We start from the raw sequence: 15,973 nt of genomic DNA, 5'->3' as shown, positions 1-15,973 counted from the left end.
GTGTTGATGGTTCCAGGTCAGGAACGCACGACGCGCTCGCTCTCCGGCTTTCGATTCTTGACAGCTGGCCAAGCTTCTCACATCTGCATGCGCGTCTTCAAGGAGATCCCAATAGTGGATGAGAGTTGCACGGATCCCTGCAACCTTGGCAGCGACGGTCTCTGGCACGAGACCATGACAGGCCACACCGAGGCACTGTTTCCGTATCATTCATGAGCTGAGACGACACTGACGAAGCTCCCTTGCCGCCGGGGGCGATGAGGCTTCACTGCTTCGTTATCCTTGCGTCTTCGCTCCAGTGAGAAGGTATGAGTAAAACGGTCACCGTTGAGGCGAAGCGTTGCCGTCACTTGCTTCGTGTCAATATATCCACCGCCATAGGTCGGCTTACTGACCGATTCAATGACGATTCTAGATGAGGCGGCCGTCAGCACCTCGTTCGTCACGAGTGTGCTTTCCTCGTCCGTCATCGGACGCGTCAGCATGGCACGCGCCGATTCGGCGTCGCCGTCGGCGAGGTAGGTCAGGTACCGGCGAACGGTGTCTTCAGGATTCGCGCGCGGTATAACCGCCAGCTAAACCGCTCCGAGCGCAAGCAGAGCGACAGCGACCATGGCAACGACCCACGCCTTCTTATCAGCCCTTCGTTACTTCTCGGACACGACAGGAGGCGGCGGCGAAGACCATCCGCCGACGGGCTGCCCAGGTCCACCCAGATGCATCGCGCTCATCGCTGCCTCTAGGAGTGGACTCCGCTACGACGCCCTCAGTCGACTGCGGCGTCCTTCGTATCGACGACGGGCAAAGCCTTCGTCGGCGGCACGCAGGCGTCACCCTGCAGCGCGGGCAGGGACAGGCCAGCGGTCGCGGGGATCTCCTCCGATGACTCCGCGAGCTTACGTGCCACGCGCGACATCGGTCGGGTCGAGGCCTGAAGACCTTCGGTCGATCGATTCATCCTCACACTATTCCTCTCTGGCACCCATGCCATTGACGTCATTCGACAGCGACGAGACAGCCGCCACGGCCCACATCACACTAGTCTACGGAATCGGGGGAAAAATGATCCCACGCACCGCGCAGGACCGCCCCATCCATCATCGCCTGCGGTTCTTCCTCGGCCCGGCATGCTCGCACCACGCCGACAACGCGGAAGCCGTCGGGCAGCTGCACATCCGGCGGAAAAACGGCGATCATGCCGTGTTCCTCTCCCCCTTGCAGGACCCACCGCACGGGATCGACCGCGCAGACGCGGGCGGCGGGAGCGAGCTGGCTCGCCTCCGCCTCGATGGCATCTCGATTGAACTCAATGACGACACCCGATGCCTTGGCGATGCGTGCAGCATCGGTCGCGGGCCCATCCGACAGGTCCATCATGGCGCGAGCGCCCGCAGCCGCAGCCGCCACGCCGGAGCCCAGCGGAGGCCTCGGCGCGCGGTAGGTCTCGACAAAGGGAGCCAGGTCTCCCAGCTGTTCGACGCCTCGCGCCGACGGGTCGATGTGCCCGCCCTCCAGGAGCTCGAGACCCGCGTAGGAGTAGCCAAGCGTGCCGCTGACCGCGACCACGTCACCGGGACGCGCGCCGTCACGGCGCACCACCGGGCCCGGGCAATAGCCGAAGGCCGTCACCGAGATGACGAGCTTCTCCCCCGCGCTCAGGTCTCCCCCGACGACGCCAGCGCCGGCCTCGCGGGCACGATCGCCCAAGCCTCGAACAACGTCGAGAAAAACGTCGGCGTCCATGTCGCGCGGCGCCACGACCGAGGCGACCAGAGCCGAGGGGTGCCCGCCCATCGCGTCAATGTCGGCAAGGTTCTGAGCGGCGACGCGCGCGCCAACCTCGTAACCGCTCGACCACGACATATGGAAGTGCTGGTCCTCCACCATGACGTCCGTCGTCACGATAAACGATCCCTCGGGTGTGGCGACCTGCGCACAGTCGTCGCCGATACCAATCATCGTGCGCTCGCCACGCGGAAAAGACTTGCGAAAATGAGACACCAGCTGTGCCTCGGACAGGTCAGATAGCTTCATGAGAACCAGACTAGTCGCGTACGCGCCGATGCGCCGCGAGGCCACGTCAGTTCCCGACACCCCGCACGGTCTGAGAGGCAAACAGGCAGGTCGCGGCGGCGCTGGCCACGTTCAAGGACTCAGCCTCCCCCGCCATCGGGATCGACACGAGGGCGTCACACAGGCGCATCTCCTCGCCCGACAGACCTCGCGCCTCGTTGCCGAACACCCACGCGTGGGACTGGGACAGGCGCGAACGAGCCGATAGACCCTGCACGAGGAGGTCGGACAAGCTGAGCGAGCCGGCACCGCCGCTCGTCCCCAGCAGGGCCGCACTGCGGACGTGAACGAGCGTGCGCGCGTCAGTGAAAGAGGCGACCACGCACACAGGAATATGGAATACGGAACCCGCACTTGACCGCACGACCTTCGGGCTCGACGCGTCCACGGTGCCCGCGACGACCACGACGCCGACCGCTCCGAACGCGTCGGCCGTGCGGATGATGGTCCCGACGTTGCCGGGGTCGCGCCCCTGTGCGATGACGACGATCGTCTCGCCGACGCTCGGCTCGGGCAGTTCACGGGAGATCGCGTCCACCGAAGCCACCGCGCAGATACCCTGGGAGTCGCCGGACATGGCCGTCGAGACCTCAGCGGTCACGGGATGCACCCAGCGCGTCGCGCGCCGGGCAGCGTCCACGACGTCCGCGTGCGTTTGCCACGCGTCCTCGCGCACGTACACGTCGCGCACCGCATCCGGTCGGTGCGCAGCAAGTTCGCGCACGGCCTGCGGACCCTCGACCAGCATCAGGCCCGAGCGTGAACGCGCCGAGCGCCCAACCAGACCCGACACCCTGCGCACGCGATCGGCGCGGGGATTATCGAGAACGGTCAGGCGCTCGGCGAAAGAGCTCACCAATCAGGCCTTGGGGGCGTTGATGTCGGCGGGCAGGGCGTCCTTGGCGACCTTCACCAGGGCGTTGAACGCGTTGATGTCGTTCACGGCCAGCTCGGCCAGCATGCGACGGTCGACCTCAACGCCGGCCAGGTTCAGGCCCTGGATGAGGCGGTTGTAGGTCAGGCCCTGGGCGCGGGACGCAGCGTTGATGCGCTGGATCCACAGGCGACGGAAGTCGCCCTTCTTGGCCTTGCGATCGCGGTAGGAGTAGACGAAGGAGTGAGTGACCTGCTCCTTGGCCTTGCGGTACATGCGCGAGCGCTGGCCACGGTAGCCGGAGGCCTGCTCGAGTACGGTACGACGCTTCTTCTTGGCGTTGACAGAACGCTTGACACGTGCCATTTTCTACTGTTCTCCTCTTACTCGAGCTCAGATGCCCAGCATGCGCTTGACGCGCTTGACGTCAGCGGTCTCCAGGACCTGGTCGGTCGCCAGACGGCGGGTCTTACGGCTGGACTTGTGCTCCAGCAGGTGGCGGGCGCCGGCCTGCTCGCGCATGATCTTGCCCGAGCCGGTCGTACGGAAGCGCTTCTTAGCACCGGAATGAGTCTTGTTCTTCGGCATTTCTATTCCTTCGTTGTGAGGCGAATTGGTATCGCCGTCAGTCCTGTTCGTCAGCCTTGTCGGCTGCCACTCGGGCCTGGTCCTTGCTGGCGCGCTCCGCGCGCTTGCCCCGGCGCTCGGCGCGCTCGGCCTCGCGGCGCTTACGCTGCTCAGTCAGGGCATCAGCCTTTCGCTTGGTGGGGGCCAGCACCATCGTCATGTTGCGTCCGTCCTGACGGGGCATCGATTCGACGGTTGCAAGCTCACCGATCTCCTCGGCGAGGCGCTGCAGGAGGCGAACGCCGGCCTCGGGGCGAGACTGCTCTCGACCGCGGAACATGATCATGACCTTGACCTTGTCGCCGGCGGACAGGAAGCGCTCCACGTGGCCCTTCTTAACGCCGAAGTCATGATCGTCGATCTTCAGTCGGAAGCGGATTTCCTTCAGCTGCGTGTTCGCCTGGTTGCGGCGAGCGTCGCGTGCCTTCTGGGCGGCTTCGTACTTGTACTTGCCGTAATCCATGAGCTTTGCGACGGGCGGCTTAGCGTTCGGCGCAACCTCAACCAGGTCAAGCCCGGCCTCTTCGGCCAGACGCAGCGCGTCCTCAACTCGGACGACGCCGACCTGTTCACCTCCGGGTCCCACGAGGCGAACCTCGGGGACTCGAATACGCTCATTGATGCGAGTCTCGCTGATGAGCGGCTCCTTCCACAGAATCCTTATGCGCGTAACAAAAAGCCTCCGTTACGCGACGCGCACGGAGGCTTCCATAGGGCCAACACACGCGGGTGTTGACTGCCGAACCCGATCCCCTGCGCAACGCCCCTGCGGGCGGCATCCTCTCGAGTGAGAGGCGGGTATCCAGGTGGGATTTCTCCGCTTGCGTTCCGGGCTTTCGCCCAGACGGTCGCCTCTACTGTAGCAGAAACGGCGCAAGACCGCCAGATCAGTAATCATTGCGCGCCTCACGCTTTGCCGAGCGAACCCGACTCAGACTCAGCGCAAAACGGGAGCGATTTCGACCCGGTCGGCACCGGCTACGAGACGGGGGCTCGAGCCCATGCGGGACAAAGCCTGGGACAGCGTCTCTTTCATGGCCGAGGCATCATCCGCCTGGGCGAAGGAGGCTCGGTCCACCGAGACGAGGACGCGGGTCAGGCCGTCGCCCGCGTAGGTAATCTCAAGATCACTGATCGCCGGGCATACCGTGGCGGCCTCGACAAGGAGAAGCTCGCGCAGCTCCTCATCTCGCCAAGCCGGTAGCCATTCGTCCCCCTGGGCGAGAGCCGCGACGGCCGGACGCGGCAAGAGCACCGCGTCGGTGCCCGGGTTGACGACGATGCGCCCGCCGGTCTCGACGAGGGCGGTCAGCCCAATCGTACGAAAGTCCAGGGCCATCGGACGGTCGCCGGGGCGGTGAGCGGACAGCGCCTGCGCCGACGAGTAGATGGCGAGCGCCTCCCCCGCGGGAGTCTGAGCCCGCACGAAGTCGATCGGGTTGTGTCCGTTCTCCCCGGCATGCACGCCCGTCACGCGCGGGTCGGGCTCGACGTCAATGGGGACGATGACGCGCTCGAAGACGAGCGCATCAACGAGGGCCTCCAGCCTGGCAGCCCCCGCGTCACTCCCTCGCCCCAGCGCCAGCGCACGCGCGGTACGAGGTAGCCCCTGACCGACGTCCGCGCGGTCGTGACTCATCATCGACAGGCGCTGCGCCAGTCGATTCCTCTGTTCCTCGGTGAGGTTAGGAGGCGTAGACGTCATGCACTCTCCTCAATTCCTGCAACGGCCAATGCGTCAGCCATGGTGAAAGCACCCTGGTACAGTGCTTTCCCGACGATCGCCCCTTCGATACCCAGGGCGCGTAGCGCCTCGATGTCAGCCAGGGAGTTGACCCCGCCCGAGGCGATGACGCGGGCGGGAGTTTCCTGCGCGACGCGAGCCAACAGGTCGCGGTTCGAGCCGTTCATCTGGCCGTCGCGGGTCACGTCGGTGACAACCAGCCGGACCACCCCCGCCTCGTTCAGGATACGCAGAGCATCCCAGACGTTACCGCCCTCGCCGCTGCCGCCGCGCGCGAACAGACGATCGCCGCGCACGTCCAGGCACACGGCAACGCGTTCACCGAAAGCGCCGACGGCCTCGCACACGCCATCAATGTCGTTGAGGGCCTGAGTGGCGATATTGACGCGTTCGGGACCCATATCCAGCCCGGCCTCGATGGCCGATCGGCTCGCGATGCCTCCCGACAGCTCGACGCGCACGGGAACCTCACGGATCACCCGGGCAAGCAGCTCGGAGTTATCACCGCGACCAAACGCCAGGTCCAGGTCCACGAGGTGCACCCACCGCGCCCCGGCCTCGACGAAGGAGCGAGCGACGTCGAGGGGACTGCCCCAGGAACCCTCGTCGATCGATCCCGAGGACAGGCGCACGGCCAGCCCGCCCGTCACGTCAATCGCGGGCAGTAGTTCGAGGATCGTCATGATTGCTTGCGTCGCAGCCAGCCGAAGGGCCCACCACCCTGGGAGCTTCCATCAGCAGCCACGGAATCCTTGTAGTCGGCGGGCGTCGTGCGCCCCAGCAGGAGGTCCTCCGTCGCGGCGGGCATGGCACCCAGCAGCAGGCCGGCGGGAATCGTCTCCTCCGGTTCACCGCTGACGTAACGCTGAGCAGAAATACGACCCGAGACGCCCGGCTCCACGCCGTCGCCCTCCACGAGCCAGCTCATGAGCGCAACGGCCCCGTACTTCGACAGGTTCGATACGGCCCGGGCGACACGATCCACCGCGTCAGGCATCGGACGCTGACCGGTCAACAGAGCATCGAGTTCTTCTTCATCGGTCGGTGTCGTCTCGACACGCAGCCACACGGCAGTCCACGGCTTGAGACGCACGATCGACTCGCGCACGCCCGTCAGCGCGAGCAGCGAGTGCAGCGCCTCCGGGTAGGAAATCGGTGCGAGCACAAGAGCGACCGACAGGCGGCCACCGTCCAGATGCAGGGAGTCGTCGACAGGCGTATCGTCCGGGTCAAGGGGCGGCAGGGAATCGCCCGCTGTGGGCGTCGATCCCAGCGATGCAACCAGCGACTGGAACTCCGCATCGATATCGTCGTTGTGAGCGCTCACCGCTCCTCCTTATACTGTGTGTCTCTATCCAAGGATACTGTTCATCGACGACCGCGCGCGTCATGCGCTCTGACAGCGAAAGGACCCCACCATGAGCACCCCGACGATCCCCGTGCGCGGGGAGATCAAGCTCGGACAATTCGTGAAGCTCTCCTCCCTCGCGGAAGACGGCGCACAGGCCCGCGAACTGATCCAGGCCGGCGACGTAACCGTCAACGGTGAGGTGGAGACGCGCCGTGGCCACCACCTGAGCGCCGGCGACCTCGTGGAGGTCGATGCCCCCTGGGGCAAGGCCGCCGCGATCGTTGGCTCTCCTTCCTGAGCGACTTCCTCCAACGACACGAGCCGGGTCCATACGGGCCCGGCTCGCATCATCTCAGGGCGAGGTCACGACGCCACCAGCACCGACCACGGCCTTGATGTGACTGAAGAAAGCGCTCGTCTGTTCAACACGCAGCCTCGGGTCAAGCTCAACAACCGTCGTGCGCCCCGGCTCCGTCAGATGCAGACGCACCGGGGAACCGCCGGGATAAGACTCGAGGACAGCGCGCAGGTCGGTGAGGAGCTCCGGGGTACAGCGCGCCGCAGGCAGGCGCAGGTCGAGGGGTAGGTCTGCCCCGCCCGACAGGTCCAGGAGGGTCATCGACTGGCCGTAGATCGTCATGCCCTCCTCGCGCACGTTCACCTTTCCTTCGATCTGAACGATGATGTCCTGGGCGAGGTAGGTTTGAATCGACTCGTAGGAGCGCGGGAAGAAGAGCACATCCACGGAGCCCGACAGGTCCTCAATCGTCGCGATCGCCCAGGCGTTGCCCTGCTTCGTTACCTTCGTCGTGACGCCGGAGACGAGGCCCGCGATCTTGACAATGCGGTCCGCCATGGCGCCGTCCGAGCCCACTACCTGGGCAATCTCGTAGTCCTGGTGGCGTGCCAAGGAGGCCTCCACGCCTCGCAGCGGGTGGTCGGAGACGTACAGTCCCAGCATCTCGCGCTCGGCCGCGAGCTTCGTTTTGCGGTCGAACTCAGGCAGATCCGGGATGTCGATCGTCAGGCCAGAGCCCGTGTCCTCGTCCTCCCCCAGCGCACCGAACAGGTCAAACTGTCCGATCGCCTCGTTGCGCTTGACGTCGATGATTGCATCCACGGCCTCGTCGCAGCGCGCGAGGAGTGCGCGACGCGTGTGCCCCATCGAGTCGAAAGCGCCGGCGCGGATGAGCGACTGGATCGTGCGCTTGTTGCACACCACCTGGGGTACCTTGTCCAGGAAATCCTGGAACGAGGAGAAACGCCCCTTCTGCGCGCGAGTCTCCACGATCGCATCGACGACCGGGCCGCCCACGTTCTGGATCGCATTCAGGCCGAAACGGATCGCCTCACCGTCAGGCGCGAAGTTACCCATCGACGCGTTCACGTCCGGGGGCAGGACCGTGATGTCCATGTGGCGACACTCCGCCAGATACAGGGCTCGGCGATCCTTGTTGTCCTTTGTCGAGGTGAGCAGGGCCGCCATGTACTCCGTCGGGAAGTTCGCCTTGAGGAAGGCCGTCCAGTAGGAGACGAGGCCATACGCGGCAGAGTGGGCCTTATTGAAGGCGTAGGCGGAGAAGGGGACGACGACGTCCCACAGGGCCTTGATCGACTCCTCCGAATAGCCGTTATCAACCATGCCCTGGCGGAAGCCCTTGAACTGCTGGTCCAGGACCTCCTTCTTCTTCTTACCCATGGCCTTACGCAGAATGTCCGCCTGACCCAGCGAGTAGCCCGCCAGCTTCTGCGCGATCTGCATGACCTGCTCCTGGTACACGATCAGACCGAAGGTCGTTCCCAGAATGTCCTCGAGCGGCTCCGCCAGCTCCGGGTGAATGGGCGTGATCTCCTGGCGACCGTTCTTACGCAGCGCGTAGTTCGTGTGCGAGTTCGCGCCCATCGGGCCGGGGCGGTACAGGGCACCGACGGCCGAGATATCTTCGAAGTTGTCAGGCTTCATGAGCTTGAGGAGGTCGCGCATGCCGCCACCATCGAGCTGGAACACTCCGAGAGTTTCGCCTCGTCCCAGCAGCTCATACGTCTTCTTGTCGTCAAAGGTCAGGTGATCGAGGTCCGGGTCCTGCTTGCCGTTGAGCGCGATATTCTCGAGTGCGTCGGACACGACCGTGAGGTTACGCAAGCCCAGGAAGTCCATCTTGAGCAGGCCCAGCGTCTCACACGTCGGGTAGTCGAACTGGGTGATGATCGCGCCGTCCTGCGGACGCTTCATGACCGGGATGATGTCGGTGAGCGTGTGAGAGCTCATGATGACCGCGCAGGCGTGCACACCCCACTGGCGTGTCAGGCCCTCCAGGCCAAGCGCGTACTGGACGACCTCATGCGTGTCAGGGTTCTCCTCATAGAACTTACGGAACTCCGAGGCCTCGGCGTAACGCTTGTCCTTCTCGTCAAAGATGCCGTGGACCGTGATGTCCTTGCCCATGATGGCCGGAGGCAGCGCCTTGGTGAGCTGCTCGCCAACCTTGAAGTCCTTTCCAAGGATGCGCGCGGAGTCCTTCAGGGCCTGCTTGGTCTTAATCGTGCCGTAGGTGACGACCTGGCTGATGCGGTCCTCGCCGTACTTGCGCTTAACGTAGCTGATGACCTCGTCGCGCCTGCGTTCGTCGAAGTCGACGTCGAAGTCAGGCATCGAGATTCGTTCAGGATTGAGGAATCGCTCAAAAATCAGACCGTGCTCAAGGGGATTGAGCTCGGTGATCTTCAGGGCGTAGGCGACCATCGAGCCCGCACCCGAGCCGCGCCCGGGTCCCACGCGGATACCCTGGGACTTCGCCCAGTTGATGTAGTCAGCGACGGTGAGGAAGTATCCGGGGAAGCCCATGTTGATGATGACGTCTTCCTCGTATTGCGCCTGCTTGCGCACGTCGTCGGGGATGCCGTTCGGGAAGCGGTCGCGCAGGCCTCGTTCAACCTCCTTGATGAACCACGAGGTCTTGTCTTCGCCTTCGGGCACCGGGAAGTCGGGCATGTAGTTGGCACCCTCCTTCGTGGTCGTGAAGTGCACGTCGCAGCGCTCGGCAATCTCGAGGGTCGAGTCGCAGGCGCTGGGCAGCTCGCTCCACAGCGAGCGCATCTCGTCCGAGGAACGGATGTAGTAGCCGTCGCCGTCGAACTTGAAGCGATCGGGGTCGTTGATGCGCGAACCGGAGTTGATGCACAAGAGCGCGTCCTGGATCTTGCGATCATCGCGCTTCACGTAGTGCGCGTCGTTGGTGGCCACGAGTGGCGCGTTCATGAGCTTCGCGATCTCAAGAACCTGCTGGTGGGTGCGTCGCTCAATGTCGATGCCGTGATCCATGACCTCGACGTAGAAGTTCTCCGAGCCGAAAATGTCGCGAAGTTCTGCGGCCTCGGCCACGGCCTCGTCCCACTGCCCCAAGCGCAGGCGCGTCTGCACGGCACCCGAAGGACAGCCCGTGAACACGATGAGGCCCTCGTGGAACTGGCTCAGCAGCTCCTTGTCGGCACGCGGCCACTTGCCGAACTGGCCATCCGTCGAGGCGTAGGAACCCAGGCGGAAGAGGTTGTGCATGCCCGTTGTGTTGTAGGCAACGAGGGTCAGGTGATTGTAGGAGCCGCCTGCACTCACGTCGTCGGCGCGTTGCCACGGCTCGCCCCACAGGACCTTCTGACGATCAAAGCGCGAGGTCCCCGGCGTCACGTAGGCCTCGAGGCCGATGATGGGCTTGACGCCCGCGTTCTTGCAGTTCGTGTAGAAGTCGAAGGCTCCGAAGAGATAGCCGTGATCCGTCAGGCCGATCGCGGGCTGCCCCAGACGGGCGGCCTCCTCCGCCATCGCTTTCGTCTTCGCTGCTCCATCGAGCATCGAATACTCGGAGTGGTTGTGAAGGTGCACGAAGGAATCAGCCATGCATCGATTCTACTGTCCTGGGAGCGAGCCACCACGCCGAACGCACCGGCCGGGGCGGTCGTTCATGTCACGGCGTGACGCTCACGAGACGGGGCCTGGCAACGTCGGCGCATCGCCAGCGCGGCTCAATTGCGCGGGTGGCGTAGCTCCTCGAGGGCATCCGCGAGATCGGTCGGGTACGGGCTGGACACGCTCATCGGCATGCCCGTACGCGGATGCGCGAAGCCGAGGCGAACGGCATGCAACCATTGGCGAGTCAGTCCGAGTCGTTGCGCCTGCGTGGGGTCGGCACCGTAGAAGGTGTCTCCCACGCACGGATGTCCCACGGCTGCCATATGCACGCGAATCTGGTGGGTGCGCCCCGTCTCCAGGTGTACCTCGGTCAGTTGGGCGCGGGCCATGAGCTCGAGGGTGTCGTAGTGGGTGACGGCTCGCTTACCTCCGTCAATGACGGCCATCCGCCATTCACGCGAAGGGTGACGGCCGATGGGCGCGTCGATCGTGCCCGACGCGGGGTCGAGGTGACCGGCCACGACAGCGTGGTACACCTTCTCGATCGTGCGCTCTTTGAACGCGCGCTTCATGACCGTGTAGGCAAGCTCGGACTTGGCAACCATCATCGCGCCCGACGTGCCGACGTCGAGACGGTGGACGATGCCCTGGCGCTCGGGGGGACCGTAGCTGGTGATGCGATAGCCAGCGGCCTCCAGGTTGCCCAGAACCGTCGGCCCTTCCCATCCGGGGCCGGTATGAGCCGCGACGCCCACCGGCTTGTCGACGACCACGATATCCTCGTCGTCATACAGGATCGCCATGTCCGTGACCGGGGTCGGCTTACTCTCGGGTTCCGGGATCGTCACCTCGATGATGTCGACAGCACCCAGACGATCCGACTTCCCAGCAGCAGCGCCATTGATGAGAACGTGCCCCTCCCCCGCCAGCTCCGCGCAGCGCGAGCGCGATAGGCCGAGCATACGTGCCAGAGCGGCATCGACCCGTTCGCCCACGAGGGCGTCGGGAACGGGAAGCATACGCGAGCTCACTATGCGTCCTCCTTCGAGGGCTCACGGGAGAGCGCGAGGGCAAGAAGCGGTGCTCCGAGAACGATCCAGATATCGGCGACATTGCCGACGAACCAGGTGCCGTAAGCGATGAAATCGGTGACGTGGCCAACGCCAAAGCCGGGTTCGGCGATCAGGCGATCAATGAGGTTGCCGACGGCACCACCCGTCAGCAGCGCGATCGCCAGCAGCGTCGACGCGCGATGAACACGTCGAGCGAGCACGGCGAGCACCCCGATAATGATGACGGTGAAGATCGTGAGAACCCAGGTCTTCCCGGCCGCGAAAGAAAAGGCGGCTCCCGAGTTGTGAACGAGGCGCAAAGACAGCCACTCGCCAATGAGGGGACGGGGCTCCTGGCTATCGAGGGCACCGCGCGCCCATATCTTCGACGCCTGGTCGGTGATAACAGCGGCAGCGAACACGAGGCCCGCATAGAACCACGTCGAATGGGTACGGATCGGGTGGGAGGAGTCAGCCATGGTTCCCTATCTTAAACGAGCGGCGGCGGCGCACCACGAAGTGCGCCGCCGCCGACCAAAGCGATTGCGATCAGTTCTCGCCGTTGTCGACCTCGTTGAGGAGGCTCTCGAGGTGGCTGCGCAGGTTCGTGCGGTACTCTGCTTCGAAGGTACGCAGGCCGTTGATCTTGTTCTCGAGCAGCTCGCGCTCCTGGTCGAGCTGGGAGAGCAACGAGTCCTTCTGCTTCTGAGCGTCGGCGATGATCGACTCGCGCTCGGCGTTGGCCTCAGCGATGATCTTCGCGCTCTGCTCTTCGCCATCGCGCACGTACTCGTCGTGGACGCGCTGAGCGAGGGCAAGCATCGAGGTAGCAGACTCGGCGTCCTGCGGGCCGGTGAAGGCCGGGGCAGCCGCGGGAGCCGGGGTCTCGACGACCGGGGCAGCCGCGGGGGCGGGGGTCTCGGCCGGGGTGTAGTCGGAGTTGGACAGCTCGGCAATGCGGCGCTCAGCCGCCTCGAGCTTCTCCTTCAGATCCTGGTTCTCCATCTGCAGGGAGTAGATGGTGGAGACAACCTCGTCGAGGAACTCATCAACCTCGTCCTGGTCGTATCCCTCGCGGAACTTGACGTACTGGAACTTCTTGTTGAGGACATCCTCGGTGGTGAGCAGGGCCATTTCTTCACCTCTCGGTCGTTTCGATTGGACGCGCGGGAGCCGCACGCCTAGACGACGGGCAAGGCCGCCCGCGATCACGTCACGAAAATAATAACTGAAATTGTCACACTAGCAACATCCATCACGAGAAGAGAGACGATTTTGTGGGGCCTCTCATCTCGGAATCTGATCACTACACGCTCATAAAGTAGAGAACATTAGCCAAACGCTGCCCGATGATGAGGACCAGGAACAACACCATAAAACCGACATCAATTGCCATGCCGCCGCCGACACGCAGCGGAGGAATAAAGCGCCCGATCCAACGAATCGGAGGATCGGTCAGCGCGTAGAGAACATTCGCGACGACGAGCAGGATTCCCGAGGGACGCCATCCGCGCGCGAAAAACTGGATCCAGTCCAGAATGACGCGCGCGAACAGCACCATCATGTACAGGTTGATAACGACACTCAGCGCCCACCCGACCCAGCCGAGGATGATCACGGAGATTCTCAACCCTGGTTGTACAAGGAGCCGCGACGGCCCGACATGTTGTCCCCCTGGACCTCAACCGAAGCCGGAGACAGGAGGAACACGCGGCTGGTCACGCGCTCGATCACGCCGTGGAGGCCGAAGGTCAGGCCGGCGGCGAAGTCCACGAGACGACGAGCCTCTTCCTCGCCCATGTCCGTGAGGTTGATGATGACGGGCGTACCATCGCGGAACGCCTCGCCGATTGTCACCGCGTCGGAGTATGCGGTGGGGTGGATCGTCACGATGCGCGTGAGATCCTCGACCGGCTCTTCGCGGCGGATGCTCGTCAGGGTCGGACGGGACACGGGAGTAATGTCGGCCACGGGTGCTACCTCTTCCACCTCGTCGAATTCATCGAATTCATCGATGGGCTCCTCCGGTGAGTACCAGCCCATGAACTTACGTGCGCGTGCACCGAACGACTCGCTCATTGTTCCTCCTTCAGCCGATGCATAGCCACAAGCTACAGTTACCCGGCGGAATCGCACCGCAGGGCGCTCGGCGCGTCGCGAGGAGGGCACCGGCGACCCTTATCACGCGCCCGTCCATCGCCGAGGTCGGGGCACGGTGAAGAACGCGCACCGGACAAACGCGCACGCGAGAAGAAGTCAGGCCGGAACGATGATCAGCGCCTGCCGACCACACGAGGAGTCGCGGCGGTAGGAGAAAAGAGACGGTTCTTCAAGGGTGCATCGCTCATCGATCTCAACGCGCACCCCCACGGCACGCAGAGATGAAGCGGCCGCGTGGGGCAGGTCGAGCGCGGGCGTTCCCCAGGACGTCAGAGCACGAATCCCAGGCATGAGATCCTCACTCTCGTCCGCCATGTCTGCAGGAACCTCGTAGCAGCGCCCACAGATCGCCGGACCGATAAGTGCGTCAACGGGACCATCGACAAGGGAGTGCATGCGCTCGACCGCCCGGGCGAGTATCCCTCCGAGAAGACCACGCCTACCCGCATGCACGGCAGCGACAACCTGTCCCGACGACGCGGATAGGACGACGGGCAAACAGTCGGCGGTCTGTACGGCGAGGGCCGGAGCGCCCTGGCAGCCGCGGGCATCAATGACAACACCGTCGGCGTCGACGGGCCCCCACTCCCCCCGCGCCGGCCGTCCAAGCAACGCGTCGGTGTCCGCATTGACAAGCTCGCCACCGCGCATCCGAAGAAGATCAACCCGGATCGAATGGGTCTGATCCATCCAGACCACGTCACGTCCCAATCGCCGCGCGAGCGAGCGTCGCCGCTCGCGCACAAGAGAGGGATCGTCGCCCACATGCAGGCCAACATTGCCGCATAGTGCGCCGGTGCCCGGGTCCACCTCGGTCAGGTGGACCCGGGCACCGGCCCAGAGCAAGTCACTCATCAACGCAGGAAGGGAGGGATATCCAGCTCTTCCTTCACGGGAGCCTCGGGGTAGACGCGAGGAACCTCGAAGGAATGCTCGGACTCTTCATACTCCGTAGCCTCGGGTGCATCGACGGGGGCCGCAGCGGCCTCACGAACCGGAGCGGCAACGTCGGCACGATGCTGGGGGCGACGCGTCGACACCTGGCTGATCCGAGTGGTCTCGGCGGCGGGGGCCTTCGCTTCCGGGGCGGCGGGACGCTGCTGGGCAACGGGCGGCGCAACACGAGCGGCGGCGGGACGCGACAGCTGAGCGTCGGTCGCATCGTCGAATCCGGCAGCAATGACCGTGACACGAATCTCATCACCGAGGGCATCGTCGATGACGTTACCGAAGATGATGTTGGCCTCGGGGTGTGCGGCCTCACGCACAAGCTGCGACGAAGCAAAGACTTCCTGCAGGCTGAGGTCGGAGCCACCCTGGAAGAACATAAGCACGCCATGGGCACCGTCGATCGAAGCCTCGAGCAGCGGGGACGAAATCGCGCTTTCGACAGCGCGCAGGGCGCGATCCTCGCCGGTCGCAGCACCGATACCCATGAGAGCCGAACCGGCGTCCTTCATGACCGACTTGACGTCGTTGAAGTCCACGTTAATCAGACCCGGGGTCGTGATCAGCTCGGTGATGCCCTGAACGCCCGACAGCAGGACCTGGTCGGCTGCACGGAATGCATCGAGCACGGAGATGTTCGCGTCAGAGATCTCCAGGAGACGATCATTCGGGATCACGATGAGGGTATCGACCTCTTCGCGCAGCGTGGTCACGCCCCCCTCGGCCTGGGCCGCACGACGGTTCCCCTCGAAGGAGAAGGGTCGGGTGACGACACCGACTGTCAACGCGCCAGCATCGCGGGCGATCTTGGCGACAACGGGGGCCGCACCGGTACCGGTGCCACCGCCTTCACCGGCGGTCACGAAGACCATGTCCGCGCCCTCGAGTGCGGCGGTAATCTCGTCGATATGGTCCTCGGCAGCCTTGCGACCGACCGCGGGATCCGCACCCGCGCCGAGGCCGTGCGTCAGTTCACGGCCGATGTCGAGCTTCGTCTCGGCATCAGACATGAGCAGAGCCTGCGCGTCAGTGTTGACGGCAATGAACTCAACGCCCTTGAGGCCGACCTCGATCATTCGGTTCACGGCATTAACTCCGCCGCCGCCGACGCCGACGACCTTGATCACTGCCAGGTGGTTTTGCGGTGTCGTCATGGATGTCTCCCTTGCATCAGACCCTCAACCTTTAGTTGAAGGTTGATGTTTAACGTGCTTCGTGTCGGAAAGAAACTAGGGGT

General features: G+C 64.3%; 19 protein-coding genes. 1 reads left to right on the top strand and 18 read right to left on the bottom strand.

The window, feature by feature from the left end; genetic code table 11:
• Positions 1–206: 206 nt before the first annotated feature.
• The 10 genes from RDV55_RS08980 to RDV55_RS08935 form a co-directional block, all read right to left on the bottom strand.
• Positions 207–446, bottom strand: a complete 240-nt coding sequence (locus RDV55_RS08980) for a hypothetical protein (protein ID WP_309187904.1) — start codon at positions 444–446, stop codon at positions 207–209.
• Positions 447–766: 320 nt separating this feature from the next.
• Positions 767–958 carry a hypothetical protein gene (locus RDV55_RS08975; protein ID WP_111823996.1) on the bottom strand — a complete coding sequence of 64 codons (192 nt, stop codon included), beginning with the start codon at positions 956–958 and terminating at the stop codon, positions 767–769.
• Between the two features lie 80 nt (positions 959–1,038).
• Entirely contained in the window at positions 1,039–2,034 is a 996-nt protein-coding gene (thiL, locus tag RDV55_RS08970) for a thiamine-phosphate kinase (protein WP_111824030.1), read from the bottom strand.
• A gap of 46 nt (positions 2,035–2,080) precedes the next feature.
• Positions 2,081–2,929, bottom strand: a complete 849-nt coding sequence (locus RDV55_RS08965) for a TrmH family RNA methyltransferase (RefSeq protein WP_111823995.1) — start codon at positions 2,927–2,929, stop codon at positions 2,081–2,083.
• Between the two features lie 3 nt (positions 2,930–2,932).
• Positions 2,933–3,313 (bottom strand): 50S ribosomal protein L20, encoded by a 381-nt coding sequence (gene rplT, locus RDV55_RS08960; protein ID WP_007587751.1) that lies wholly within the window; start codon positions 3,311–3,313, stop codon positions 2,933–2,935.
• Between the two features lie 27 nt (positions 3,314–3,340).
• The gene (rpmI, locus tag RDV55_RS08955; RefSeq protein ID WP_003792667.1) at positions 3,341–3,535 is read right to left on the bottom strand and encodes a 50S ribosomal protein L35; all 195 of its coding nucleotides are present in this window, start codon (positions 3,533–3,535) and stop codon (positions 3,341–3,343) included.
• Positions 3,536–3,572: 37 nt separating this feature from the next.
• Positions 3,573–4,196, bottom strand: coding sequence for a translation initiation factor IF-3 (gene infC, locus RDV55_RS08950; protein WP_281267700.1), 624 nt, complete (start codon positions 4,194–4,196; stop codon positions 3,573–3,575).
• Positions 4,197–4,511: 315 nt separating this feature from the next.
• Positions 4,512–5,279, bottom strand: coding sequence for an SseB family protein (locus RDV55_RS08945; RefSeq protein WP_111823994.1), 768 nt, complete (start codon positions 5,277–5,279; stop codon positions 4,512–4,514).
• A complete protein-coding gene (locus RDV55_RS08940) occupies positions 5,276–6,001 on the bottom strand; it encodes a HisA/HisF-related TIM barrel protein (RefSeq protein ID WP_111823993.1) in 726 nt (241 codons plus the stop codon). Before RDV55_RS08940 ends, RDV55_RS08945 begins: the two co-directional genes overlap by 4 nt.
• Entirely contained in the window at positions 5,998–6,645 is a 648-nt protein-coding gene (locus RDV55_RS08935; RefSeq protein WP_111823992.1) for a hypothetical protein, read from the bottom strand. The genes RDV55_RS08940 and RDV55_RS08935 overlap by 4 nt, the downstream gene beginning before the upstream one ends.
• Positions 6,646–6,736: 91 nt before the next feature.
• Here RDV55_RS08935 and RDV55_RS08930 point away from each other — a divergent pair, with 91 nt between their 5' ends.
• Entirely contained in the window at positions 6,737–6,967 is a 231-nt protein-coding gene (locus tag RDV55_RS08930; RefSeq protein WP_111823991.1) for an RNA-binding S4 domain-containing protein, read from the top strand.
• 54 nt (positions 6,968–7,021) lie between these two features.
• Here RDV55_RS08930 and dnaE read toward each other — a convergent pair whose 3' ends face one another.
• The 8 genes from dnaE to ftsZ form a co-directional block, all read right to left on the bottom strand.
• Positions 7,022–10,564 carry a DNA polymerase III subunit alpha gene (gene dnaE / locus RDV55_RS08925; RefSeq protein WP_111823990.1) on the bottom strand — a complete coding sequence of 1,181 codons (3,543 nt, stop codon included), beginning with the start codon at positions 10,562–10,564 and terminating at the stop codon, positions 7,022–7,024.
• A gap of 125 nt (positions 10,565–10,689) precedes the next feature.
• The gene (locus RDV55_RS08920; protein ID WP_111824029.1) at positions 10,690–11,595 is read right to left on the bottom strand and encodes an RluA family pseudouridine synthase; all 906 of its coding nucleotides are present in this window, start codon (positions 11,593–11,595) and stop codon (positions 10,690–10,692) included.
• A gap of 11 nt (positions 11,596–11,606) precedes the next feature.
• Positions 11,607–12,107, bottom strand: coding sequence for a signal peptidase II (gene lspA, locus RDV55_RS08915; protein ID WP_111823989.1), 501 nt, complete (start codon positions 12,105–12,107; stop codon positions 11,607–11,609).
• Between the two features lie 70 nt (positions 12,108–12,177).
• On the bottom strand, positions 12,178–12,762 hold the full coding sequence (locus RDV55_RS08910) for a DivIVA domain-containing protein (protein ID WP_111823988.1): 585 nt from the start codon (positions 12,760–12,762) through the stop codon (positions 12,178–12,180).
• Positions 12,763–12,934: 172 nt separating this feature from the next.
• Positions 12,935–13,246: a YggT family protein gene (locus RDV55_RS08905; RefSeq protein WP_111823987.1), complete on the bottom strand. Its 312-nt coding sequence runs from the start codon at positions 13,244–13,246 to the stop codon at positions 12,935–12,937.
• An 8-nt stretch (positions 13,247–13,254) separates the two neighbouring features.
• Positions 13,255–13,707, bottom strand: coding sequence for a cell division protein SepF (locus RDV55_RS08900; protein WP_111823986.1), 453 nt, complete (start codon positions 13,705–13,707; stop codon positions 13,255–13,257).
• A gap of 177 nt (positions 13,708–13,884) precedes the next feature.
• Positions 13,885–14,643, bottom strand: coding sequence for a purine nucleoside phosphorylase YfiH/LACC1 family protein (locus RDV55_RS08895; RefSeq protein ID WP_111823984.1), 759 nt, complete (start codon positions 14,641–14,643; stop codon positions 13,885–13,887).
• The gene (ftsZ, locus tag RDV55_RS08890) at positions 14,643–15,890 is read right to left on the bottom strand and encodes a cell division protein FtsZ (protein WP_111823983.1); all 1,248 of its coding nucleotides are present in this window, start codon (positions 15,888–15,890) and stop codon (positions 14,643–14,645) included. The genes RDV55_RS08895 and ftsZ overlap by 1 nt, the downstream gene beginning before the upstream one ends.
• Positions 15,891–15,973: the final 83 nt, after the last annotated feature.

It is taken from the genome of Schaalia odontolytica (assembly GCF_031191545.1).
GTDB classification, from domain to species: Bacteria; Actinomycetota; Actinomycetes; order Actinomycetales; family Actinomycetaceae; genus Pauljensenia; species Pauljensenia odontolytica.
This window is presented reverse-complemented; position numbering and strand designations above follow the sequence as displayed.